Source organism: Rhodococcus sp. JS3073 (assembly GCF_026810085.1).
In the GTDB taxonomy this organism is placed as follows: Bacteria; Actinomycetota; Actinomycetes; order Mycobacteriales; family Mycobacteriaceae; genus Rhodococcus_F; species Rhodococcus_F wratislaviensis.
In genome coordinates this window covers 7345272-7369031 of record NZ_CP113951.1, presented here as the reverse complement: position 1 = coordinate 7369031, position 23760 = coordinate 7345272, and the positions used below count along the sequence as shown (strand labels likewise).

Genomic DNA, 23760 nt, shown 5'->3' with positions numbered 1-23760 from the left:
TTTCCGCAATCGAGGTTTTCGACTTAGGATCGAAAACATGCCCAATAGTAACACCACGCATGAAGTGCTTACCGCGGTGTTCCAGGTTCGCCACTTCCCCGACCACATCACCGCAGGTCAAAGCGGTGATGCGCGTCACGCCGGTGAGCTCGCCGTGCTGCTGTGGCAACGGGCCCTCGATCCCCAGGCGGGCGCCTGGTCACTGCCCGGCGGATTGCTCCACGAGGACGAGGACCTCACCACGTCCGCGCGACGCCAGCTGGCCGAGAAGGTGGACGTGCAGGAGGTCTCCCACCTCGAGCAGCTGTCGGTGTTCAGCGATCCGCATCGAGTGCCCGGTCCGCGCACCATCGCGTCGACCTTCCTCGGGCTCGTCCCGCTCCCCGCCGATCCGCAACTGCCGCCGGACACCGCGTGGCATCCGGTGTCCGCGCTGCCCGAGACGGCGTTCGATCACGGCACCGTCGTCCGGCACGCCCGGACCCGCCTCGCAGCCAAGCTCTCCTACACCAACATCGCGTTCGGCTTGGCCCCCGACGAGTTCTCCATGTCGACGCTGCGTGAAATCTACTGCGCCGCACTCGGGTACCAGGTGGATGCGACCAACCTCCAGCGCGTCCTCGGACGACGTGGGGTGCTGACTCCCACCGGGAACACGGCGCCGTCGGGCCGCACCGGCGGGCGTCCGGCGGCCCTCTACCGGTTCACCGACTCCACCCTGCGGGTGACGGACGAGTTCGCGGCACTTCGACCACCGAGCTGACTCCGCACGTCGGGCCGCCTCACCCCTGGGCGAGACCCCGCCAGAACGTGTCCGATGCGGCGGTGACGACCTCGTCCACGGGCGCGCCGTCGAGCATCCCGCCTGCGGCGAGGGTCGCGATCCCGTGGAACGTCGCGAACGCGACGAGGGCGATGCGCGAGGCGTCCCCGGGTCCGATGTCGCCCGCGGCCTGGGCTTCGGTGACGATCCGGACCGTCAGGTCCATCGAGGCGTGGCCGGCCTCCACCACCTGGGAGGCGGCTCCGGGCGCGTGTTTGTTGCCGTACATCAGGGCCAGCAACTCCCGATGTGCGAGTGCGAAGCTCACGTAGGCACCGGCGAGCGCGGCGAAGCGGGCCCGGGCGTGCGGTTCCGCCTCCTCGACCGCGCGTTCGAGGGCGGCGGTGAGGCGCAGGAAGCCGGACTCCGCGAGTGCGTCGAGCAGCGCCTGACGGTCCCGGAAGTGCTTGCTGGGTGCGGCGTGGCTGACCCCGGCCTCGCGGGCGAGCTGCCGCAGGGAGAGTCCGTCGACGCCGTCCTTCTCGAGCGTGCTCTCGGCGCGCGCGAGCAGCACCCGGCGGAGACTCCCGTGGTGGTAGGGCTGTTCGGCGACGGGCATGCCGCCAGCCTAGCAAGATGTTGTCATTGACTACATAGATGGCACTGACTACATTCGAGGACACCCCACCGCTAGGAGCAGACATGTCCTTCGACGTATCCGGAACCACCGTCCTCATCACCGGCGCCAGCGCGGGCCTCGGTGTCGAATTCGCCCGCCGGTTCGCCGGGCGGGGTGCAGATCTCGTCCTCGTCGCCCGCCGCGCCGACCGGCTCGAACAACTCGCCACCGAACTCCGCGCCGCGCACCACGTGTCGGTCACCGTGCTGCCGTTCGACCTCGCGCTCCCCGGCGCCGGGGAGCGGTTGCGCGGCGAACTCACCGCCCGCGACATCGGCGTCGACTCGCTGATCAACAATGCGGGGTTCGGGACACACGGAGATTTCGCGTCCGCCGACCTGGAGCGCCTCACCTCCGAGATCCAGCTCAACGTCACCACCCTCGTCGAGCTGTCGCACACGTTCCTGCCCGACCTGCTCCGGGGACGCGGCGCACTCGTGAACGTGGCGAGCACCGCCGCGTTCCAGCCGACTCCCGGCATGGCCGTCTACGGGGCGACCAAGGCGTTCGTCCTCAACTTCACGGAGGCGCTGTGGGCCGAGGCGCGGGGCACCGACCTCACCGTGCTCGCCGTCTGCCCGGGCCCCACCCGCACCGAGTTCTTCGACGTCGTCGGTTCCGAGGACGCCGCCGTCGGCCGCATGCAGACCGCGGATCAGGTGGTGTCGACAGCGCTGCGGGCCCTGGACCGGCGCAGCACCCCGCCGAGTGTCGTCTCCGGGCTGATGAACTGGGTGTCGTCGGTCAGTACCCGGTTCGCGACGCGCCGCATCGGCGCTCTCGCCAGCGGGCGCCTCCTCGGGGACGTGCGGATGCGGACGTCGGTCACGAGGTAAGGGTCGCGTCGCGCTCTTCCGGCTCGTCGAGTTCGACCGGGGGATCGCTGACGCCGAGATCGTCGTACGGGTTGAGCGCGGCGAGCACCAACGTCACCGCGCAGGCGACGAGGGGCTGGAAGATCAGCACCAGTGGGGTCCCGATTCCCGGCGCGACCGCCACGACGGTGCCTGCGGTCGAGGTGTCGGGGTCGGGGAACCGCAGCGCGGCCACGCCGATTCCACCGAGCGCCATCACCCCGGCCCCGACCACACTGCCTGCCAGGACCGCGCCCAGCGCGACCGGGCCGCGACTTGTCCGCGCCGTCCACGCCGCGACCGCGGTGAGGATGCCGACCACCAGGCCCGCACACGCGAACATCCCGATCGCGTCGAACCGGTGCACGCTCTCACCCGTCAGCGACACCCCGCGGGCGGGGGCGACCACCAGCAGGTGCTCGGGCGGCGCGAGGACCCCCCACAACACCCCGGCGAGCGCGCTCGCCACCACCGTCCCGCAGAAGATTCCGGCGGCAGATCGAAGCCTGAAGCGCGGGAGCGTGGTCACGCGTCCGACGCTACCGCCGTCCGCCGCAGATCGAGTCGAACACACCGTGGCGGGAACATTTCGCCCACCAGCCGTCCGGGCTGATCTGCACCACCATCCGGCGGCCGCACGCCTCACAGAAGCGGGGCGGTTCGAGTCCGAGCTGTGCGGCGGTGGGGACGGTGTCGTCCACCCCGGCCACCACGCGGCGGCCGGTGTACGGGTTGTAGCGCTCCCCGGGGCTGTCGCCCACCGTGGTCTCCGCCATGATCGTCACAGGGTGTCGTTGAGGGCTTTGATCGGCATCTGCAGATCGACGAGCAGGTCGAGATCCTGCTCGGCCGGGCGGCCGAGGGTCGTCAGGTAGTTGCCGACGATGACGGCGTTGATGCCGCCGAGGATTCCCTGTTTGGCCCCGAGGTCACCGAGCGTGATCTCGCGACCGCCCGCGAAGCGGAGGATGGTGCGGGGCAGCGCGAGGCGGAACGCGGCCACCGACTTGAGGGCCTCGCTCGCGGGCAGGACCTCGAGGTCGCCGAACGGGGTTCCGGGGCGCGGGTTAAGGAAGTTCAGCGGCACCTCGTCGGGTTCGAGTTCGGCCAGGTTGGCCGCGAACTCGGCGCGCTGCTCGAGGCTCTCACCCATGCCGAGGATGCCGCCGCAGCACACCTCCATGCCCGCTTCGCGGACCATGCGGAGGGTGTTCCAGCGCTCGTCCCACGTGTGCGTGGTGACGACGTTCGGGAAGTGGGACTTCGACGTCTCCAGGTTGTGGTTGTAGCGGTGCACACCCATCGCGGCGAGTTGGTCGACCTGCTCCTGGGTGAGCATGCCCAGCGAGCAGGCGATCTGGATGTCGACCTCGTTGCGGATCGCCTCGATGCCGGCAGCGACCTGGGCGAGCAGCCGCTCGTCGGGGCCGCGGACGGCGGCGACGATGCAGAATTCGCTGGCGCCGGACTTGGCGGTCTGCTTCGCGGCCTCGACGAGCGACGGGATGTCGAGCCACGCCGCGCGCACCGGCGACTGGAACAGGCCGGACTGCGAGCAGAAGTGGCAGTCCTCGGGGCAGCCACCGGTCTTGAGGCTGATGATGCCCTCGACCTCGACCTCGGGACCGCACCACTTCATGCGCACGTCGTGCGCGACGGCGAGCAGTTCCTCGAGCCGGTCGTCGGGGAGTTGCAGGACCTCGAGCACCTGGCTCTCGTTCAGCGCCTCACCGCGCTCGAGAACCTGCTCACGCGCGAGGGCGAGGATGTCTGTCTGTACCGGGGCCGATGTCACACGTATCTCCTGGAAAACGGGCCGATCACGTGTCGTGGATCGACGGAACCGAAAAATTGAACACCGTACAAGTTGAACGGTGTTCACGTTAGATCCGTGGTGGAATACTGTCAAAGCCGAAGCCGGCTTTCCGACGAGATTGGGAGATCACACAGTGCAATTGCGACGCGGCGACGTACTCGACGGCGCAATGGCCATCCTCGACGAGTTCGGCCTCGCCGACCTCACGATGCGCAGGCTCGCGACCGCTCTCGGCGTGCAGCCGGGCGCCCTGTACTGGCATTTCCCCAACAAGCAGACCCTGCTCGGCGCGCTCGCCGACAAGATCCTCGAAGACGTCGACGCCCCGGTCACGGCCCCCGGCTGGGACGCCGAATTCACCGAACTCGCCCACCGACTCCGCACCGCGCTACTCGCCCATCGCGACGGCGCCGAACTGGTCTCGGCCACGTACGCGTCCCGCATGACCAACTCCCGGGTCCGGGAGAGCTTCGCCGCCGTCGGTCTGCGGTCCGGACTGTCCCGCGAACACGCGGAACTGTCGTCCTACTCGCTGCTGTACTACGTCCTCGGCCACACGGTCGACGAGCAGTCGCGGGCGCAGATGGAGTCGGCAGGCGCCCTCACCCGGGCCGCCCTCTCCCCCGATGCGCCGCAGTCGCCGATCGCGGCGTACGACGAGGACCTCCTCGACGGCGATCCTGCTGTCCGGTTCGACTTCGGCCTGTCGCTGTTCGTCGACGGAATTCGCGCACGCCTGAAAGACTCCGCCCACCGCCCCTGAGCGCGCACAATTGAGTCGACGCCGCGTCGGCCACTCGAGGACCGCGCGGCGCCTCCGACGGCCCAGGGACGGACGCGATGACGTCTTCGCTCGGCCGCCGCACCGGAATGGTTCTCGCGGCGGCCCTCGCACTGTCGCTCCTCGGCGCGCCCACCCCGGCGGCAGCACAGACTGCGGGCGGCGATCCGGGTGCCGTCGTCGTCGCGACACCGGTGGCGCCGGACGCGCGACCACCGGGCGTCGCCGACGCCACGTACGTCACCTACTGGACGACGGGGCCGATGAACGAACCCGCGCTCAGCACCGGCGCGGTCCTGCTGCCCCCCGGTGCGGCGCCGCCCGGCGGGTGGCCCGTCGTGTCCTGGGCCCACGGAACGGTCGGCATCGCCGACGCGTGCGCGCCCACGGTCACGGGAAAACTCGTCGGACCGTACGTCCAGTACTGGCTCGACCAGGGCTACGCCGTCGTCGCAACGGATTACGTCGGCCTCGGCACACCCGGGGTGCACCCGTACCTGGACGGCCCGACGGAGGCGCACAGTGTGATCGACATGGTGCGCGCGGCGCGGACCGTCACGCCGTCCCTGTCGAACCGGTGGGTCGCCCTCGGTCAATCGCAGGGCGGCCATGCCGCTCTCGTCGCCGCGTCGATGGCCACCACGTACGCACCGGATCTCGACTTCCGCGGCACGGTCGCCACCGGCGCCCCGTCCAATCTCGAAAACCTGGCCCCCCTCGTCGGCCCGGGTTTCCCGGAGGTCCCCCTCACCGGGAGCACGGTGTTCGTGGCGTACGCACTCGCCGGACTGCGTGCGTCGCGGCCCGACCTCGACATCGACAGCTACCTCACACCACTCGGCGTCGACGTCCTGAATCGCGTCGAATCGCTCTGCTACGAGGAGGCGGCCCCGCAACTCGACGGCATCTCGATCGGACAGTTGATGTCCCGCCCCCTCGGCGACCCGGCGGTCCTGGCGGCGCTGCGCACCACCCTCGGAGTTCCCGTGCGGGGCTACGACCGGCCGCTGTTCATCGGACAGGGACTGTTCGACGACGTCGTCCCCATCCCCCTCACCTGGAAACTCACGTCCGACCTCGCCGCGAACGGGCAGCAGTTCGTATTCCGGACGTATCCCACGGGCCATCTCTACACCATGCCCGCGTCCCTGCCCGACACCAGCGCGTTCGTCCGGAGCCTATTCGGATAGTCGCGATCCACTGGTAAGACCACTTGACCTCTTACCTATCGCCGCCTTAGTGTCGTGTCATGATGTTCGAGCCGATCGCGCGGAAATCCGCGTCCACCGAAGTCTTCGACCAGATCACCGCGCGTGTGCTCGGCGGCGACCTCGCCGCCGGCGACGCCCTGCCGAGCGAACGACGACTGGCCGAAGCCTTCGGGGTGTCCCGGCCCGCGGTCCGGGAAGCGATCCAGAAGCTTGCCCAGGCCGGACTCGTCGAGGTCAGGCAAGGCGATGCCACCTCGGTCCGCGACTTCCGGCAGCACGGCGGGCCCGAACTGCTGTCCCAGCTGCTGGTCCGCGACGGCGTACCCGATTGGGCGGTGGTCCGAAGCGTTCTCGAGGCCCGGCGGATGATCGGCGTGCAGGTCGCCCGCCTCGCCGCGGGACGGGCGACCGGCGAGTCGTGTGCCGCCCTCCGCGACGCCGTGGATCACCTCGCCTCGGACAGCGACCCGGTCGCGCAGCAGGTCGGCGCCCTGGCCTTCTGGGAGCGCGTCGTCGACGCGGCCGATTCCCTCGCGTTCCGGCTCATCTTCAACAGCCTCCGCAACGCGTACGAACCGACCATGACGGCGATGGCCGCCGTCATGGTCGCAGAAGTCGGCCGCACCGACCTGTATTACCAGCTGGCAGAAGCGATCTCCGCTCACGACGAAGACACCGCGGGCCAGACCGCCACAACACTTCTCGACCTCGGAACGGCGGCCGTCACCGCCGTGATCGACACCCTGCACCACCACGATTCGGAGAAGGACACATGACCACGAACCCTCCCGCAGATCGCCGCCAACGCAGGTCGATCACCCTCCGCGACGCCGCGGACCAGTTCCGCCGCCATCCCTCCCCGTGGATGATCGGCGGCATGCTGGTCGCCGCGGTGGCCGCCCGCCTCGTCGTCGGTGACTGGAAGCTGACCGACGCCGTCCTTCCGCTGGTGATGCTGGCCGTGTTCCCGTTCGCCGAGTGGGTCATCCACGTGTGCATTCTGCACTGGAAGCCCCGAAAGGTTCTGGGCCTGACCGTCGATTCGCTGCTCGCCCGGAAGCATCGCGAGCACCACGTCGATCCCCGCGACGTGCCACTGGTCTTCATCCCGTGGCAGACGCTGACGTGGCTGATCCCGGTTCTCGTCGCCATCTCGCTGCTCGCGTTCCCGCGCACCGGACTCGGACTCACGTTCCTGGTGGTGCTGAGCGTCCTGGGTGTCCTCTACGAATGGACGCACTACCTCATCCACAGCGACTACAAGCCGAACTCCCGCCTGTACCGCGCGATCTGGCGCAACCATCGCCATCACCACTACAAGAACGAGCATTACTGGTTCACCGTCACCACCTCGGGAACCGCCGACCGGATCCTGGGCACCGACCCCGACCCCGAATCGGTCGAGAAGTCGCCCACCGCCCGCAACCTCCACTCGGTGCGCTGACGCGCCTGTGAGTACTTCTCAACCGCCCGCGGTTAACAAGTACTCACGGGCGGCGACGCCGCAGCTTGTTGCCCAACCAGACGATGGGGTCGTATCGGCGGTCGACCACCCTTTCCTTCATCGGGATGATGGCGTTGTCGGTGATCTTTATCCCTTCGGGGCACACCTCGGTGCAGCATTTGGTGATGTTGCAGAGCCCGAGACCGAATTCTTCCTGCGCCGCGTCACGTCGGTCGGCCGTGTCGAGTGGATGCATCTCCAGTTCGGCGACACGGATGAAGAAGCGGGGGCCGGAGAACGCCGGCTTGTTGTCGTCGTGATCGCGGATGACGTGGCAGGTGTTCTGGCAGAGGAAGCACTCGATGCACTTGCGGAATTCCTGCGACCGTTCGACGTCGACCTGCTGCATCCGGTACTCGCCCGGCCCGAGCCCTGGCGGCGGGGTGAACGACGGGATCTCCCGCGCCTTCGCGTAGTTGAACGACACGTCGGTGACGAGATCCCGGATGACCGGGAACGCTCGCAGCGGCGTGACCGTCACGACCTCGTCTTCGGTGAACGTCGACATCCGCGTCATGCACAGCAGCCGTGGCTGGCCGTTGATCTCGGCGGAACACGACCCGCACTTGCCCGCCTTGCAGTTCCATCGCACCGCCAGGTCCGGGGTCTGCGTCGCCTGCAACCGGTGGATGATGTCGAGCACCACCTCACCTTCGTTGACGGGGATGGAGTAGTCCTGGAGTGCTCCGCCGTCGGCGTCGCCGCGCCAGACCCGGAACTGCGCGTCGTAACCCATCTCAGGCCTTCCTTCCCGGGTGTTCCGCGAGTTCGGCGTCGGTGTAGTACTTGGCCAGTTCGTCGATGTCGAAGAGTTCCAACAGCTCTGCGCGCATCGGGAGCTGGGGCTCGCGGGTGACGGTGACGTCCGGCACCACCGAATCGGGATGCGCGGACATGTCGCCGACCACGCTGCACACCAGCAGGGTGTTGCGCCACTCCGCCTCCATGCTCGGGTGGTCGTCGCGGGTGTGCCCGCCGCGACTTTCCGTGCGCAGCAAGGCCGCCTGCGCGACGCATTCGCTGACCAGCACCATGTTCCGCAGGTCCACGGCGAGGTGCCATCCCGGGTTGAACTGGCGGTGCCCCTCCACCTCCACGCCCCCGATCCGGCCCTTGATCTCCGTGAGTTTCTCCAGAGCGCGGACGATCTCGTCTTCCTTCCGGATGATGCCGACGAGGTCGTTCATGGTCTGCTGCAGTTCGGTGTGGAGCGTGTACGGATTCTCGGTGGTGCCGCCCTCCCCGACCGGGGGATCGAACGGCGACAACAACATCCGTGCCGCAGCATCGACGGCGTCCGCGGAGACGACCGGCCGCTCCTGCAGCGACTTCACGTACTCCGCCGCCCCCAGTCCGGCGCGACGCCCGAACACGAGAAGGTCGGAGAGGGAGTTGCCGCCGAGCCGGTTGGAACCGTGCATCCCGCCCGAACACTCCCCCGCGGCGAACAGACCCGCGACGCTGGACGATCCGCTGTCGGGATCGACTTCGATGCCCCCCATCACGTAATGGCAGGTGGGCCCGACCTCCATCTGCTCCTTCGTGATGTCGACGTCGGCGAGTTCCTTGAACTGGTGGTACATCGAGGGCAGCCGCCGGACGATCTCGTCGGCGGGCATCCGTGAGGCGATGTCGAGGTACACGCCGCCGTGCGGGGTCTGCCGTCCGGCCTTGACCTCGGAGTTGATGGCCCGGGCCACCTCGTCGCGGGGCAGCAGATCCGGTGTGCGGCGGTTGTTGTCGGAATCCTTGTACCAGCCGTCTGCTTCTTCCTCGGTCTCCGCGTACTGGCCTTTGAAGACCGGCGGGATGTACGAGAACATGAACCGTTCGCCCTCGGAGTTCTTCAGGACCCCGCCGTCGCCTCGAACGCCTTCCGTCACGAGGATGCCCTTGACGCTCGGCGGCCACACCATGCCGGTGGGGTGGAACTGCACGAACTCCATGTTGATGAGGTTGGCGCCCGCGCGCAGGGCGAGGGCGTGACCGTCGCCGGTGTACTCCCACGAGTTCGACGTCACCTTGAACGACTTGCCGATCCCGCCGGTGGCCATCACGACCGCCGGCGCCTCGAACAGGACGAAACGTCCACTCTCGCGCCAGTATCCGAATGCACCAGAGATCCGGTCGCCGTCCTTGGTCAGCTCGGAGATGGTGCACTCGGCGAAGATCTTGATCCGGGCCTCGTAGTCGCCGGTGGCGGCGAAATCTTCCTGCTGCAGCGACACGATCTTCTGCTGCATGGTGCGGATCAGTTCGAGTCCGGTGCGATCACCGACGTGCGCGAGCCGCGGATACGTGTGACCGCCGAAGTTGCGCTGGCTGATCCGGCCGTCGGGGGTCCGGTCGAACAGGGCGCCGTACGTTTCGAGTTCCCATACCCGGTCGGGAGCCTCACGGGCGTGCAGTTCGGCCATTCGCCAGTTGTTGAGGAATTTGCCGCCGCGCATCGTGTCCTGGAAATGGGTCTGCCAGGTGTCCTTCTCGTTGGCGTTTCCCATTGCGGCGGCGCAGCCGCCCTCCGCCATGACCGTGTGTGCCTTGCCGAACAGTGACTTGCAGACGACGGCGACGGACAGACCCTGTTCGCGGGCCTCGATGACCGCTCGCAGTCCGGCGCCGCCGGCACCGATGACCACGACGTCGTACTGGTGCCGTTCGACTTCCGTCATTCCACTCCCTCTTCGATGAAGTCAGTTGATCAGGCGCAGGTCGGAGATGGTGCCGCTGGCCACGAGCATCACGTAGAAGTCGGTGATGATCAGTGTGGCGAGGGTGGTCCAGGCGAGCTGCATGTGCCGGGTGTTCAGTGTGCTGACCCAGGTCCAGAGCCGGTACCGGATCGGGTGCTTGGAGAAGTGGGTGAGTCTGCCACCCATGACGTGCCTGCAGGAATGGCAGGAGACGGTGTACGCCCAGAGCAGGATCACGTTGCAGACCATGATGAGTGTGCCGAGCCCGATTCCGAATCCGCCGTCGGCGCCGTGGAACGCGCGGATCGCGTCGTACGTGTTGATCAGCGAGACGACGAGTGCGACGTAGAAGAAGTAGCGGTGTGCGTTCTGGACGATCAGCGGCAGGCGCGTCTCACCCGTGTAGGTGCCATGGGGCTCCGCGACCGCGCACGCGGGCGGCGAGAACCACACCGACCGGTAATAGGCCTTGCGGTAGTAGTAACAGGTGAGCCGGAATCCGAGCAGGAACGGCAGCACCAGGAACCCGAGCGGGATGATCATCGGCAACTCGCCGATGGGTGTCCCGAAGTCGCTCGAACCGGGCACACAAGAATCGCTCAGGCACGGCGAGTAGAACGGCGTCAGGTAGTGATAGTCCTCGACGAAGTACGCGGTGCGGACCCACGAGCGGACCGATGCATACACCACGAAGACGGACAGGCCGAGCACCGTCAGCAGCGGGGCCAGCCACCACCGGTCGGTGCGGAGCGTGCGTTCCGCTATCCGGGCACGCGTCGGCGCCCCCACACCGGCACTTTCGGGCTTCTTCGGCGGCGCGCTCATCCGCGCTCGTAGTGGAGCCCGCCCAGCCCCTCGTCGTCGACGCCGAGCCACATCGACGCGTCGTACGGGGTGTCCGACACCTTGATTCGCTCCACCGGCTCGCGGTGGACGACGTTCGGCGGCGATGCGTCGAGGTCGCGCGCGTCGATCTCGAGCCGTTCCAGATCGTTGGTCAGTCGCCGCACGGATGCGGCGTCGCCGTACATCGAATGCAACGACCCGACAGCGCGCCGGAGACGGTCGATGGTGCGATTCAATTCGAGCATTTCGGAGGTCGACATGTGACCCCTCCCAACCCAGCCGGATGTAGCCGTGACACGAATCACACTACCGACATTCCGGGAACCCGGGGCAGCTTTCGGCCCCCGGCAACGCCGTGGCGATGAATTTCGCCGGGCAGCCGAGTCCATACCTGTAGGACAACCGAAACCGAACCCCACCGGGAGGAAATCATGGCCGACGCCACGATCGGAAGCATCCTGCTCGCCAGCACGCGCCCCGAGCGATTGCGGGACTGGTACACGGCCGCATTCTCGCCGAAGGTCGAACGCACCCCCGGCGAACCCGGCTACGACGTCCTCGATTTCGACGGCTTCTACATCATGCTCGACCGCCGCGACGACGTCGGCGACACGAATCCCGAACCCGGCCGCGTACTCCTCAACGTCGAGGTCACCGACGCCCGCGCCGCAGCAGGCCGGATCGACGAACTCGGTGCGACGTGGCTGTCCCCGCTCGAGGATCGTGACGGCAGCTGGTTCGGCACCGCCGTCGACCCCGACGGCAACTACGTCCAGATCATCCAGCTCAGCGCGCAGGCGCGGGCCGAGATGTCCTGACCGGCAGAGAAAGAGAACAGACATGTTGAACAATGCGAGAGCATTCAGCGGATTCGCCGTCGACGACATCGCCGCGGCCAAGTCCTTCTATACCGACGCCCTGGGCCTCGAGGTCACCGAGGAGGAGATGGGCCTGCTGGGCCTGCATCTCCCGAAGGGGCCCGTGGTGCTGATCTACCCCAAGCCCGACCACACGCCGGCGACGTTCACCATCCTCAACTTCGCCGTCGAGGACGTCGAGAAAGCCGTCGACGCGCTCACCGAACGCGGGATCCAGTTCCTGCGGTACGACGGTTTCGATCAGGACGACAAGGGAATCATGCGCGGCAACGGTCCCGACATCGCGTGGTTCACCGACCCGGCCGGCAACGTGCTGTCGGTGCTGGCGGAATCCTGACGGCCGCTCAGCGGGCTGTCAGCGTCGCCTTCAGCCAGGTGCCGTCGAACCACGTGGACGCGGCCGCACCGAACGACGCGGAGTCGAGGCGTCCGCTGCCCGCAGGCACCGAGCCGACGACGTCGACCCCCGTGACGGCGGGCAGGTCGTCGAGATTGCACCGCTCGGCCAGGCCGGGCTCGTCCGGCCACGACCCGATCACCGTTCCGGCGCACGCGAGACCGGCCGCCGACAGTGCCCGGATCGTGAGCTCGGTGTGGTTGAGCGTGCCGAGGCCTGCCGCGGCGACCACGACAGCCGGTGCGTCGAGGGCGCGCGCGAGATCGACGAGCGTGAAGCCCTCGGCGCCCAATCGCACCAGCAGGCCGCCCGCTCCCTCGACGAGCACCAGATCGTGCCGGTCGTCGAGAGCGCGGACCGTCTCGACGACGTCGGCGCACCGCAGCATCGGCAGGCCGCTGCGCCGGGCAGCGGTGTCGGGGGCGAGGGGTTCGGGGTAGCGGGCGAGTTCCACCACCGCCGTGACACCGGACAATCTGGTCACGTCGGCCAGATCGCCCGGTTCTCCCGGGGCGACGCCGGTCTGCGCGGGCTTGCACACCGCCACGGACAGGCCGGCCTCGCGTGCAGCCGCCGCGAGCGCCGCCGTGACCACCGTCTTGCCGACGTCCGTCGACGTGCCGGTGACCACCAGGATGCTCACGCCGACGCTCCCGTCAGGACGTCGGTCAGCACGGTTTCGATCCGCGCCAGCTCGTCCGCGTCGAGCGTCGCACGCGCGGTGAGCCGCAGACGCGACGTCCCCTCCGGCACCGACGGCGGCCGGAAGCAGCCGACGTGCAGTCCCTGTTCCCGGCAGGCGGCGGCGGCGTCGACGGCGCGTTGCGGGTCGCCGAGGATCACGGAGACCACGGCGGACTCCGGTGTCCCGGCGCCGGTGAACCGCGCGAGATCCCGTGCGCGATCGAGTACGGATTCGGCACGGTCCGGTTCACGCCGCAGGACGGCGAGCGCCGCCCGCGCCGCGCCGACGGCCGCCGGGGCCAGTCCGGTGTCGAAGATGAACGTGCGCGCGGCGTCGACGAGATGCGCGCGCACCTTCTCCGACGCCAGCACCGCACCGCCCTGACTGGCCAGCGACTTCGACAGTGTGGCCGTGACGACGATGTCGGGTTCGCCGGCGAGCCCCACCTCGTGCACGAGTCCGCGGCCCCCTGCGCCGCGGACTCCGACACCGTGCGCCTCGTCCACGACGAGGAACGCGCCGTGGTCGCGGCACACCCGATGGAGGTCGACGAGGGGTGCGAGATCACCGTCCGCGCTGAACACCGAGTCGGTGACGACCAGCGCCCGCTCCTCCGGCCGGGTGGCCAGTGCGCTGCGGACGAAGTCGAGATCGGAGTGCGGTGCGACGGCCACGCGGGCCCGGGACAGCCGGCATGCGTCGACCAGCGACGCGTGGCTGCCCGCGTCGGAGACGATCAGCGATCCGGCACCGGACAGTGCGGTGACGGCACCGAGATTCGCCGTGTACCCGGAGGAGAACACCAGCCCGGCCTCGGCGCCGACGAACTCGGCCAGTTCCGTTTCGAGGAGTTCGTGTTCGGTGGTCGATCCCGTGACCAGACGGGAACCGGTGGCCCCCGCACCCCAGCGGCGCAGCGCTGTCATCGCGCCGTGCAGCACCTCGGGGTGCCGTACGAGTCCGAGATAATCGTTGGACGCCAGGTCGATGAGCGCGTTGCCGGGCGTGCGTGGCCGCAACTCGCGGCGCAGTCCCGCGGCACGCCGCCGGTCCTCGACGTCGTCGAGCCAGGTGGTGAAGGTGCGGTCGATACTCACCCCCGGCACCATACGCGACTTGAACGGTGTTCAACCCGGGTGGGCCCGGTTTTCCTCGGGTGGCTAGGGTCGAGACCGTGACCACCCCGAGCCTGTCCGTCGACGACATCACGTCCCTCGATGCCTCCCTGCTCTGGCATCCGTACGGCGCCTTCCCCGCCTCGACCACCCCGCTCGTGGTGGCGGAGGCGAGCGGGACGCGCCTCACTCTCGCCGACGGACGCGAACTCGTCGACGGCATGAGTTCGTGGTGGGCCGCGGTCCACGGGTACCGGCATCCCGTCCTCGACGCGGCGGCGACGGCGCAGCTCGGGCGGATGAGCCACGTGATGTTCGGCGGGCTCACCCACGAACCGGCCGCGCGGCTCGCCCAGCTGCTCGTCGAGATCACCCCGAACGGACTCGACAAGGTCTTTCTCGCCGATTCCGGGTCGGTGTCCGTCGAGGTCGCCGTCAAGATGTGCCTGCAGTACTGGCGCAGCCGCGGCAGGCCGGAGCGACATCGGCTACTCACCTGGCGCGGCGGGTACCACGGCGACACGTTCGCCCCGATGAGCGTCTGCGACCCGGACGGTGGCATGCACTCCCTGTGGACGGACGTCCTGGCACGGCAGGTCTTCGCGGGACCGCCGCCCCGCGAGTTCGACCCGCAGTACGTCGCGGAGTTCGAGCGCCTGGTGGCGTCGCACACCGACGAACTGGCGGCCGTCATCGTGGAACCGGTGGTGCAGGGCGCCGGTGGCATGCGCTTCCACGACCCCCGGTACCTGTCGGAGCTGCGGCGGATCTGCGACGAGCACGGGCTGCTGCTGGTGTTCGACGAGATCGCGACCGGTTTCGGCCGCACCGGCGAGCTGTTCGCCGCGGACCACGCCGGTGTCCGGCCCGACATCATGTGCGTCGGCAAGGCCCTCACCGGCGGGTACCTGACGCTCGCGGCGACGCTCTGTTCCACCGACGTCGCCGAGACCATCAGCGCCGGGGACGCCGGCGGGCTGATGCACGGTCCCACGTTCATGGCCAATCCGCTCGCCTGCGCCGTCGCGGTGGCGTCGATCGAACTCCTGCTGTCGCGCGACTGGCGAGGCGAGGTCGAGGCCGTGCGCCGCGAGCTCGAATCGGGACTCGCGCCGGCGCGGGAACTGCCCGGCGTCCGCGAGGTCCGGGTGCTCGGCGCGATCGGTGTGATCGAACTCGCCGAACCCGTCGACATGCGGGCCGCCACCGACGCCGCGGTGGCCGCCGGGGTCTGGTTGCGGCCGTTCCGGAACCTGATCTACGCGATGCCGCCGTACGTGTGCACCACCGAGGACGTGCGGAAGATCACAGCCGGAATGCTTGCTGCCGCACGGAGCTCCACCCCGGGCCGCTAGCCCGCTCTCGTCGAGCTGAGAGCGACGCCGACGCGGGCTAGTGTTCTCGATATGGAAGCAAGCGAGTCGACCGGCACCACGCCCATTCCCGTGTGGCCCGGCAGCGCCTACCCCCTGGGTGCCACCTACGACGGGGCCGGGACGAACTTCTCCTTGTTCTCCGAGGTCGCCGAGGCGGTCGATCTCTGCCTCATCGCGAAGGACGGCACGGAGACGCGGGTGCGCCTCGACGAGGTCGACGGCTACGTGTGGCACGCGTACCTGCCGACCGTCGTTCCCGGTCAGCGCTACGGGTACCGGATCCACGGGCCCTGGGATCCCGCGGCCGGGCACCGCTGCGACCCCAGCAAGCTTCTCCTCGACCCCTACGGCAAGGCGTTCGACGGCGAGTTCGACGGAGACCGGTCGCTGTTCTCCTACGACATCGACGCGCCCGACGAGCCCGCCTCCGAGGACTCGGAGGACGTCATCGCGATCGTCGACACGGACGACGACATCGAGGCCGAGGACGACGCCGAACTCGCAGCCGAACCCGAGGACACCTCGGTGCCGGGACTGCCAGGACACGACTCGCTCGGCCACACGATGACGACGGTGGTGATCAACCCGTTCTTCGACTGGGCCGCCGACCGCGCGCCGAAACACCCCTACCACGACACCGTGATCTACGAGGCCCACGTCAAGGGCATGACGGCGACGCACCCCGGCGTGCCGGAGGAGCTTCGCGGCACGTATGCGGGCCTCGCGCATCCGGTGATCATCGACCACCTCGTCGACCTCGGGGTCACCGCGATCGAACTGATGCCGGTGCATCAGTTCATGCACGATCAGACGCTGCTCGACAAGGGGTTGCGGAACTACTGGGGCTACAACACGTTCGGGTTCCTCGCCCCGCACACCGGGTATTCGTCGGCGGAGAAGCCGGGCGCCGCGGTGTCGGAGTTCAAGGCGATGGTCCGCTCGTTCCACGAGGCGGGCATCGAGGTCATCCTCGACGTCGTCTACAACCACACCGCCGAGGGCAACCACCTCGGTCCGACCATCTCGTTCCGCGGCATCGACAACGCCGCCTACTACCGGCTCGTCGACGGCGACGCCGAGCATTACATGGACTACACGGGCACCGGGAACAGTCTCAACGCCCGGCACCCGCACACGCTGCAACTGATCATGGACTCGCTGCGGTACTGGGTCACCGAAATGCACGTCGACGGATTCCGGTTCGACCTCGCGTCCACGCTGGCCCGTGAACTGCACGACGTCGATCGGCTCTCCGCGTTCTTCGACCTCGTCCAGCAGGATCCGATCGTCAGCCAGGTCAAGCTCATCGCCGAGCCGTGGGACATCGGCGAGGGCGGCTACCAGGTGGGCAACTTCCCGGGCCTGTGGACGGAGTGGAACGGCAAGTACCGGGACACGGTGCGCGACTACTGGCGCGGCGAACCCGCGACGCTCGGCGAATTCGCGTCCCGGCTCACCGGCTCCTCCGACCTGTACGAGGCGACCGGGCGCCGTCCCGGCGCGAGCATCAACTTCGTCATCGCCCACGACGGGTTCACCCTGCACGACCTGGTGTCGTACAACGAGAAGCACAACGAGGCGAACGGCGAGGGCAACAACGACGGCGAGAGCCACAACCGGTCCTGGAACTGCGGTGTCGAGGGACCGACGGACGATCCGGAGATCCTCGACCTGCGCGGGCGGCAGAGCCGCAACATCCTGGCCACCCTGCTGCTCAGCCAGGGGACCCCGATGCTGGCGCACGGCGACGAGATGGGCCGCACCCAGCAGGGCAACAACAACGTGTACTGCCAGGACTCGGAACTGTCGTGGATGGACTGGTCGCTGGCGGACTCCAACGCCGACCTGGTCGAGTTCACCAAACGGGTGATCGCACTGCGGATGAAGAATCCGGTGTTCCGTCGTCGCCGGTTCTTCGAGGGCACCCCCATCCGCAGCGGTGATCAGACCCGCGACATCGCGTGGCTCACCCCGGCCGGTGAGGAGATGACCCCCGAGGACTGGGACAGCGGTTTCGGGAAGTCGCTCGCGGTCTTCCTCAACGGAGAGGGCATCCCCGAACCCAACCACCGAGGCGAGCGGGTGGTCGGCGACTCGTTCCTGCTGTGTTTCAACGCGCACGACGAGGAGATCGAGTTCTCCACGCCGAACTCCGATTACGCCGACGAATGGGCGGTCGTGCTCGACACCGCCGTCCCGACGGGGGCGAAGGAAGCGGTGATCAAGGCCGGGAATCCGCTGCTGGTCGAGGCCCGGTCGCTGGTCGTGCTGCGCCGGACCGCCTGAGCCGGGGACGACGATGTCGATCACGGCCACCTACCGGCTGCAACTGCGCGGTGACTGCTTCACCCTGGCGGACGCCGCCGCCGTCGCCGACTACCTGGACGACCTCGGGATCTCCCACGTCTATCTGTCGCCGATCCTGACGGCCACCACCGGGTCGACCCACGGCTACGACGTCACCGACGTGACCCGCGTGTCCCCCGCACTCGGCGGGCGGGAGGCGCTGGCCGCGCTGGCCCAGGAGTTGCAGGGCCGCGGCATGGGCCTGGTCGTCGATCTCGTCCCCAACCATGTGGGTGTCGCGAATCCGCGTGAGAACGCGTGGTGGTGGGACGTGCTCACGCACGGTCGCCGCTCCGAGTACGTCGGGTACTTCGACATCGACTGGAGCGACGACAACGGCGCAGGCGGGCGGCTCGCGCTGCCCGTCCTCGGATCGGACGCCGATCTCGAGTCGCTGACCGTCGACCGCTCGGGACCCGAGCCGTTGCTCGCGTTCTACGAGCACCGTTTCCCGATCACCCCCGGCACCGACGCCACCGAGCCGACGGCGGTGCACGACGCGCAGTCCTACCGTCTGGTCCCGTGGGACTCCGGGCTCATCGGGTACCGCCGGTTCTTCGCGGTCAGCGAACTGGCCGGCGTCCGTCAGGAAGACCCGCGGGTATTCGAGGCCTCGCACCGCGAACTGCGGAGCTGGGTGGCGGACGAGTTGATCGACGGAGTGCGCATCGACCACCCCGACGGGTTGTCCGATCCGGCCGAGTACCTCGACCGGCTGCGCGACGTGATCGGCGCTGACCGGTGGCTCGTGATCGAGAAGATCCTCGGCCACACCGAACCACTGGACGACCACCTGCCGATCGCGGGCACCACCGGCTACGACGCACTGGCCGAACTCGGCGGCGTCTTCGTCGACGCGTCGGGAGCGCCCGCGCTCACTGCCCTGTCGGCGGCCCGCACGGGCGACCGGGGTGACGCGACGTGGATCCACGATCACGAAACGGCGATCAAACGCGACGTCGCCGGAACCATCCTCGCCCCGGAGGTCCGGCGCCTCGTCCGCGCGATCCGCGCGGAGACCGGCACCGACAGCAGCGATGCGGACCTGCGCGACGCCGTCGTGGACGCCGTCGCGGCCATGCCCGTGTACCGGTCCGACTACAGTCCGCTGGCCGGGCTGGCGAAGCGCGTGATCGGTGACGTCCTGCGGCGGGAACCGCAACGGTCCGACGCGCTGTCCGCCCTCGCCGCCGCCCTGATCGCCGGCGGTGAGGCAGCCAGCCGCTTCCAGCAGGTGTGTGGCGCGGTGATGGCGAAATCCGTGGAGGACTGCCTGTTCTACCGCACCGCCCGGCTCGTGTCGCTGCAGGAAGTGGGTGGCAATCCGGCGAACGTCGGCGTCTCCCCCGCCGAATTCCACCTGGCCGCAGCCGAGCGAGCCACCCGGTGGCCGCAGGCGATGACGACGCTCTCGACGCACGACACGAAGCGCGGGGAGGACGTCCGGTCCCGGATCGGCATCCTGTCGCAGGTGCCGGATCTGTGGGCGGAATGCGTCGATCAGTGGGAACGCATCGCACCCAGCCCGGATCCCGTCACCGGACTGTTCCTGTGGCAGAACCTGTTCGGGGTGTGGCCGGTCGACGGCCGGGCCGCGGGCGACGTGCCCGACTTCCGGGACCGCGTCCACGCGTACGCGCAGAAAGCGGTCCGTGAGGCCGGGACCCGGACGTCGTGGCACGACGTGAACGAGGACTTCGAAACAGACCTCCACCGTTGGCTGGACACGGTGATCGACGGCACCGTCGGCAGGGCGCTCGGTTCGCTGTGCACCCAGCTGGCCCCGCACGCCTGGTCGGACTCGCTCGGTCAGAAGCTCCTGCAGCTGTGCGGGCCGGGGATCCCGGACGTGTACCAGGGAACCGAGCTGTGGGAGGACTCGCTCGTCGACCCGGACAATCGCCGTCCCGTCGACTACGGCGTGCGACGGACCGTGCTCGCGGGGCTCGGCACTCCCCCGGTCGATGCGACGGGCGCGGCCAAGATGCACGTCGTCCGCACGGCTCTGCGCCTGCGCCGGGAACGTCCGGACAGTTTCGTCGGCGGGACCTATGCGCCGGTCTTCGCGTCGGGGACCGCGGCGGAGCATCTGATCGGTTTCACTCGCGGACGACAAGGAGCGGCGCCGGACGTCGTGGCACTGGCCACCCGGCACACCGTCGGACTGGAGCAACGCGGCTGGGGCGACACGACCGTGACCCTCCCGGACGGCACCTGGACCGATCTGCTCACCTCCGAGGCGTACACCGGCGGCCGCGTCGACACGTCGACGCTGTTCGCCAGCTACCCCGTTGCCCTTCTGGCCCTGTGAGTACTTCTTAACCGCCCGCGGTTATGTCTGAGTTCAGGACATGCAGGACAGTTGATGTCTCAGGACATCGAGGACACTGACGACCCGTGCCCGGGACAATCGGGCATGGGTGGAAAAGGGTTTTCGATGAATCCGGACATCGTGGCCACGGTCTCGGCGGTCGCAGGCGGGGCACGGGTGAACGTGTCCCGCCTGTGCCGAGAGCAGGGCATCTCCCGCAATACCTTCTACGTCCTGGTGGGCAGGTTCCGCACCGAGGGCGCCGCAGCGTTCACCACCCGCTCGACCCGGCCACACCACAGCCCGACCCGTACCGGACCCGAGGTGTGTGAGGCCATCGTCCGTGCCCGCAAGGAACTCGACGACGAGGGCTTCGACAACGGCCCGATCTCGATCGTGTGGCGCCTCGAGGCCCAGGGACTCGACCCGACCCCGTCGCGCTCAACGGTGTACCGGGTACTGAGGGAGTGCGGACAGATCGTTCCTCAGCCACGCAAGAAACCCCGTTCACGCCGCAGTTTCGAGTACTCCGCCCCCAACGGGTGCTGGCAGATCGACGGCCTCGAGCATTATCTCGCCGACGGCACCGTGGTGTGCATCCTGCAGATTCTCGACGACCACTCGCGTCTGGACGTGTGCTCGTATGCCGCCCGGGCCGAAACCTCCGCCGACGCGTGGGCGGCACTGCAACGGGCGATGGACGGGCACGGGGTGCCGGTACACCTACTCTCCGACAACGGGCTCGCCTTCTCCGGGAAACGCCGGGGCGGGATGTCCGAGGTCGAACGCAACCTCGCCGCCCTCGGGACCGTGACGATCGCGTCCTCGGTCCGGCACCCGCAGACCTGCGGCAAGAACGAACGCGCCCATCAGACCTTGCGGAAATGGTTGGCCAAGCAGCCACCGGCGGCGACCCTGACCGAGCTGCAGTCCCAACTCGACACCTACCGGCAGCTCTACAACAACAGGCGCCACCAGGGCATCGACGGTATGACCCCGAACCAACGCTGGGACGCAACACATCCGGCCCAGCCGACGCCCGGGCCGGCGGCACGATCGGGATGCACCACCCGCCCCGTCTCGACTACCGGCGTGATCCAGTTCGACGGACTCTCGATCATCCTCGGCCGCCGACACAAGAACACCACCGCGACCGTCTACTGGCAGGGCGATCGTGTCGTCGTGATGATCGGCGACACGACCGTCCGCACACTTACACTCGACAGGACCACGCGTTACCAGAAACTGTCCTCAAAGTCCTGAGACAGATCTGTCCTCCAAGTCCTGAGACATGACATAACCGCCCGCGGTTAACAAGTACTCACAGGGGTACTGGCTCTGGTATGTCGCGACGTGTGGTTGCCCGGGCGTACGGAGGGCCGGAGGTCCTCGCGGTCGTCGACGCGGAGCCGGTGGGTCCCGCACCCGGCGAGGTGGTGATCGAGGTTCGCGCCATCGGGGTCAACCCGATCGACTACAAGCTCTACAGCGGCGCGTTCGGCGCCGACCCGGACGCCCTGCCCCTGCGGCTGGGCAGCGAGGCCGCGGGCATCGTCAGCGAGGTGGGTCACACCGCGGCGGGACCGGTGGGCCCGATCTCGGTGGGCGACGAGGTGATCGTGTATCCGGTGTCGGAGTCGTACGCGGATCGACTTGTCGTGTCCGGTGATTCGGTGATCCCGAAACCGGCGTCGTTGCCGTGGAACGAGGCTGCCGGACTTCTCGCGGTGGGTGCCACCGCGGTCGACACCCTCGACACGGCGAACGTCGGCGCCGGCGACCTCCTGCTCGTGCACGGAGCGTCAGGCGGCGTCGGGTCGTTCGTCGTGCAGTTGGGGCGGGCCCGCGGTGCCACGATCATCGGCACGGCGCGCCCCGAGCACCACGACTACGTCCGTTCGCTCGGCGCCACCCCGGTGTCCTACGGCACCGGCCTAATCGATCGGGTCCGTGTCCTGGCACCGGACGGGGTGGATGCCGTCATCGACACCGCGGGCAGCGACGAGGCGGTCGACGTGTCCGTGGACCTGGTGCGGGACCGGTCGCGGTTGGTGACGACCGTCCCCGGGCCCCGGCCGGCGGAAGCCGGTTTCCAGATCGTGGGTGCGCTGGGGCCGGAAGGCATGGAGCCGCGTAAGCGGGCCCGCGTCTACCTCGTCGACCTCGCGGGCAACGGGGACGTGCGGGTGCGCGTCGCGCGCACGTACGCGCTGTCCGAGGCGGCGCGGGCTCACGCCGATCTCCGGAAACCGCACGCGGCGGGCAAGTTCATCCTGCTGCCGTAGGCGGGACGCACCTCGCATCAGTGGAGCAGACTCGCCCGGATCGTCGCTTTCACCCAGTTCCGGTACTCGTCGACGTCCCACCCGCACTGCCGGCGCAGCATCGAATACACCTGCGGCGACACGACCGTGAACAGCACGTCGGCGGCTCGCTGGACGGAGATCTCGGGACGCAGCAGTTCGTGCGCGGCGAGTCCCTCGGCGAGCGTCATCGCATTCTCGGCCGAGGCCCGCGCTCCCTCGTCGGCGAACCGCCGCATGTCGTCGTCCGCTCCCGAGGATTCGATCGACGTCGTCATCAGGGTCCCGGCCCGCTCCAGGACGTCGGTGCTGAATCCGACCATCTGGTCGAGGATCCGTTCGACCGGGTCGCCGTCCCGGGGCACCTGTGTGGGGGCCGCGGCGCCATCACCCTCGATGGCCGCGTGAAGTACCTCGTGGAACAGTTCCGCCTTGCCACCGGGAAACGCGGTGAACACCGTGCGGGTCGAGACCCCGGCGGCCTCGGCCACGTTCCGCACCGTCGTGCTGACGTATCCACGGTCGATGAACAGCCGGGCCGCGGCGTCCCGGACGAGGAGACGGGTCCGGCGCGCCGATTCCGCACGCAGCGGCGAACTGTAGGGCCTCTTGGCGGATTCAGGCATGGGCTCACCATAGACGCATTCGATACATCAATCGTGCAACCAATATGGCACAGCGATTCGCCGCACATCGACCAGGCGAAACGCCCGATACCTACGACTTCGGGTGTTCCACCCAGGCATCGGATCCAGGAAACACGAGCGCCTCGTGGCCGTCGTCGTACCGGACGAGATAGGGCGGTTCGCCGTTCTCTCCGTGTACCTCCACGACCTCGGCGGTCGTCTCGTGCACTCCGACCACCCGCCCCTGAACGTGCAACCGGTCTCCCACTGCTACGTGCATGACTGCTCCTCGCGACGTTCGAGTCCGTACTCTCAGCTTGCTACTTCCGGAACCGGGGCGAAAGGGCCGACTCGCCGCCATCTCTGCCGGCGTGTGCCATCGTGGGGACATGGCTACGTATCGATACCTCGACAAGGACCGTAACGTGCTCGAGGAGCAGGACTTCGGCACCGTGCAGGACGCCGAGGAACACCGGTTGTCCGTTCTCGGCGCCGAGATCATCGAGGAGGTCGAGGACTCCGGCACGCCCGAGAGCTGACTGTTCTGCGCGGCCCGCCGCGTCGAGGCATGCTGAT

Annotated in this window: 26 protein-coding genes; 14 read left to right on the top strand and 12 right to left on the bottom strand. The window is 68.5% G+C overall.

The genetic code is table 11. From position 1 onward, the window contains the following. Positions 1-37 precede the first annotated feature (37 nt). Positions 38-763 carry an NUDIX hydrolase gene (locus OYT95_RS33655; protein WP_037240775.1) on the top strand — a complete coding sequence of 242 codons (726 nt, stop codon included), beginning with the start codon at positions 38-40 and terminating at the stop codon, positions 761-763. Between the two features lie 19 nt (positions 764-782). On the opposite strand, the gene OYT95_RS33650 is transcribed toward OYT95_RS33655, so the two are convergent. After that, the gene (locus tag OYT95_RS33650; RefSeq protein WP_037240771.1) at positions 783-1382 is read right to left on the bottom strand and encodes a TetR/AcrR family transcriptional regulator; all 600 of its coding nucleotides are present in this window, start codon (positions 1380-1382) and stop codon (positions 783-785) included. An 83-nt stretch (positions 1383-1465) separates the two neighbouring features. Here OYT95_RS33650 and OYT95_RS33645 point away from each other — a divergent pair, with 83 nt between their 5' ends. Beyond that, a complete protein-coding gene (locus tag OYT95_RS33645; RefSeq protein WP_037240768.1) occupies positions 1466-2278 on the top strand; it encodes an SDR family NAD(P)-dependent oxidoreductase in 813 nt (270 codons plus the stop codon). Here the strand turns inward: OYT95_RS33645 and OYT95_RS33640 are convergent. Genes OYT95_RS33640 through bioB form a run of 3 tightly spaced genes read right to left on the bottom strand, consistent with a single transcriptional unit; the run spans position 2268 to position 4091 of the window. After that, positions 2268-2825: a DUF2567 domain-containing protein gene (locus OYT95_RS33640; protein ID WP_037240765.1), complete on the bottom strand. Its 558-nt coding sequence runs from the start codon at positions 2823-2825 to the stop codon at positions 2268-2270. The two genes, OYT95_RS33645 and OYT95_RS33640, sit on opposite strands and share 11 nt — an antisense overlap. Before the next feature lie 10 nt (positions 2826-2835). Next, a complete protein-coding gene (gene bsaP, locus OYT95_RS33635; protein WP_409372239.1) occupies positions 2836-3081 on the bottom strand; it encodes a biotin synthase auxiliary protein BsaP in 246 nt (81 codons plus the stop codon). Next, the gene (bioB, locus tag OYT95_RS33630) at positions 3078-4091 is read right to left on the bottom strand and encodes a biotin synthase BioB (RefSeq protein WP_037240763.1); all 1014 of its coding nucleotides are present in this window, start codon (positions 4089-4091) and stop codon (positions 3078-3080) included. The genes bsaP and bioB overlap by 4 nt, the downstream gene beginning before the upstream one ends. Before the next feature lie 154 nt (positions 4092-4245). Here bioB and OYT95_RS33625 point away from each other — a divergent pair, with 154 nt between their 5' ends. The 4 genes from OYT95_RS33625 (at position 4246) to OYT95_RS33610 (ending at position 7548) form a co-directional block, all read left to right on the top strand. After that, a complete protein-coding gene (locus OYT95_RS33625) occupies positions 4246-4875 on the top strand; it encodes a TetR/AcrR family transcriptional regulator C-terminal domain-containing protein (protein WP_005260290.1) in 630 nt (209 codons plus the stop codon). A gap of 77 nt (positions 4876-4952) precedes the next feature. Then, positions 4953-6083: a lipase family protein gene (locus OYT95_RS33620; protein WP_037240761.1), complete on the top strand. Its 1131-nt coding sequence runs from the start codon at positions 4953-4955 to the stop codon at positions 6081-6083. Positions 6084-6142: 59 nt separating this feature from the next. Further along, on the top strand, positions 6143-6880 hold the full coding sequence (locus OYT95_RS33615; RefSeq protein ID WP_081792676.1) for a FadR/GntR family transcriptional regulator: 738 nt from the start codon (positions 6143-6145) through the stop codon (positions 6878-6880). Further along, positions 6877-7548: a sterol desaturase family protein gene (locus OYT95_RS33610; protein WP_037240757.1), complete on the top strand. Its 672-nt coding sequence runs from the start codon at positions 6877-6879 to the stop codon at positions 7546-7548. Before OYT95_RS33615 ends, OYT95_RS33610 begins: the two co-directional genes overlap by 4 nt. 43 nt (positions 7549-7591) lie before the next feature. On the opposite strand, the gene OYT95_RS33605 is transcribed toward OYT95_RS33610, so the two are convergent. The 4 genes from OYT95_RS33605 to OYT95_RS33590 are packed head-to-tail and all read right to left on the bottom strand — an operon-like array spanning position 7592 to position 11407. Continuing rightward, the gene (locus OYT95_RS33605; protein ID WP_037240754.1) at positions 7592-8344 is read right to left on the bottom strand and encodes a succinate dehydrogenase/fumarate reductase iron-sulfur subunit; all 753 of its coding nucleotides are present in this window, start codon (positions 8342-8344) and stop codon (positions 7592-7594) included. A gap of 1 nt (position 8345) precedes the next feature. Further along, positions 8346-10280 carry a fumarate reductase/succinate dehydrogenase flavoprotein subunit gene (locus tag OYT95_RS33600; protein ID WP_037240751.1) on the bottom strand — a complete coding sequence of 645 codons (1935 nt, stop codon included), beginning with the start codon at positions 10278-10280 and terminating at the stop codon, positions 8346-8348. Between the two features lie 21 nt (positions 10281-10301). Further along, positions 10302-11126: a hypothetical protein gene (locus OYT95_RS33595; protein ID WP_037240749.1), complete on the bottom strand. Its 825-nt coding sequence runs from the start codon at positions 11124-11126 to the stop codon at positions 10302-10304. Beyond that, a complete protein-coding gene (locus tag OYT95_RS33590; protein ID WP_037240747.1) occupies positions 11123-11407 on the bottom strand; it encodes a hypothetical protein in 285 nt (94 codons plus the stop codon). Before OYT95_RS33590 ends, OYT95_RS33595 begins: the two co-directional genes overlap by 4 nt. Positions 11408-11578: 171 nt before the next feature. Here OYT95_RS33590 and OYT95_RS33585 point away from each other — a divergent pair, with 171 nt between their 5' ends. Beyond that, positions 11579-11965, top strand: coding sequence for a VOC family protein (locus OYT95_RS33585; RefSeq protein WP_037240744.1), 387 nt, complete (start codon positions 11579-11581; stop codon positions 11963-11965). A gap of 22 nt (positions 11966-11987) precedes the next feature. Next, positions 11988-12362 carry a VOC family protein gene (locus tag OYT95_RS33580; protein WP_037240741.1) on the top strand — a complete coding sequence of 125 codons (375 nt, stop codon included), beginning with the start codon at positions 11988-11990 and terminating at the stop codon, positions 12360-12362. A 7-nt stretch (positions 12363-12369) separates the two neighbouring features. Here OYT95_RS33580 and bioD read toward each other — a convergent pair whose 3' ends face one another. Both bioD and OYT95_RS33570 read right to left on the bottom strand, forming a co-directional pair. Beyond that, a complete protein-coding gene (gene bioD / locus OYT95_RS33575; protein WP_037240738.1) occupies positions 12370-13065 on the bottom strand; it encodes a dethiobiotin synthase in 696 nt (231 codons plus the stop codon). Continuing rightward, the gene (locus OYT95_RS33570) at positions 13062-14216 is read right to left on the bottom strand and encodes an 8-amino-7-oxononanoate synthase (RefSeq protein ID WP_037240736.1); all 1155 of its coding nucleotides are present in this window, start codon (positions 14214-14216) and stop codon (positions 13062-13064) included. Before OYT95_RS33570 ends, bioD begins: the two co-directional genes overlap by 4 nt. Positions 14217-14281: 65 nt before the next feature. Here OYT95_RS33570 and OYT95_RS33565 point away from each other — a divergent pair, with 65 nt between their 5' ends. From OYT95_RS33565 to OYT95_RS33545, 5 genes are all read left to right on the top strand, one after another. Further along, positions 14282-15577 (top strand): adenosylmethionine--8-amino-7-oxononanoate transaminase, encoded by a 1296-nt coding sequence (locus tag OYT95_RS33565; RefSeq protein ID WP_037240733.1) that lies wholly within the window; start codon positions 14282-14284, stop codon positions 15575-15577. A 51-nt stretch (positions 15578-15628) separates the two neighbouring features. Beyond that, positions 15629-17884, top strand: coding sequence for a glycogen debranching protein GlgX (glgX, locus tag OYT95_RS33560; protein WP_037240730.1), 2256 nt, complete (start codon positions 15629-15631; stop codon positions 17882-17884). A 13-nt stretch (positions 17885-17897) separates the two neighbouring features. Further along, entirely contained in the window at positions 17898-20255 is a 2358-nt protein-coding gene (gene treY, locus OYT95_RS33555; RefSeq protein ID WP_037240728.1) for a malto-oligosyltrehalose synthase, read from the top strand. 126 nt (positions 20256-20381) lie between these two features. Continuing rightward, complete coding sequence (locus tag OYT95_RS33550) at positions 20382-21518, top strand: IS481 family transposase (RefSeq protein WP_037246031.1); 1137 nt, start codon at positions 20382-20384, stop codon at positions 21516-21518. Positions 21519-21598: 80 nt separating this feature from the next. Further along, positions 21599-22540, top strand: a complete 942-nt coding sequence (locus OYT95_RS33545) for an NADP-dependent oxidoreductase (protein WP_037226674.1) — start codon at positions 21599-21601, stop codon at positions 22538-22540. Positions 22541-22557: 17 nt separating this feature from the next. On the opposite strand, the gene OYT95_RS33540 is transcribed toward OYT95_RS33545, so the two are convergent. Together OYT95_RS33540 and OYT95_RS33535 are read right to left on the bottom strand one after the other, a co-directional pair. Next, on the bottom strand, positions 22558-23184 hold the full coding sequence (locus tag OYT95_RS33540) for a TetR/AcrR family transcriptional regulator (protein WP_037226672.1): 627 nt from the start codon (positions 23182-23184) through the stop codon (positions 22558-22560). A gap of 91 nt (positions 23185-23275) precedes the next feature. Next, positions 23276-23464, bottom strand: a complete 189-nt coding sequence (locus tag OYT95_RS33535) for a DUF1918 domain-containing protein (protein ID WP_005247576.1) — start codon at positions 23462-23464, stop codon at positions 23276-23278. Between the two features lie 109 nt (positions 23465-23573). Between OYT95_RS33535 and OYT95_RS33530 the strand changes: the two genes are divergently transcribed. Then, positions 23574-23723: a hypothetical protein gene (locus tag OYT95_RS33530; protein WP_005260252.1), complete on the top strand. Its 150-nt coding sequence runs from the start codon at positions 23574-23576 to the stop codon at positions 23721-23723. Positions 23724-23760 lie beyond the last annotated feature (37 nt).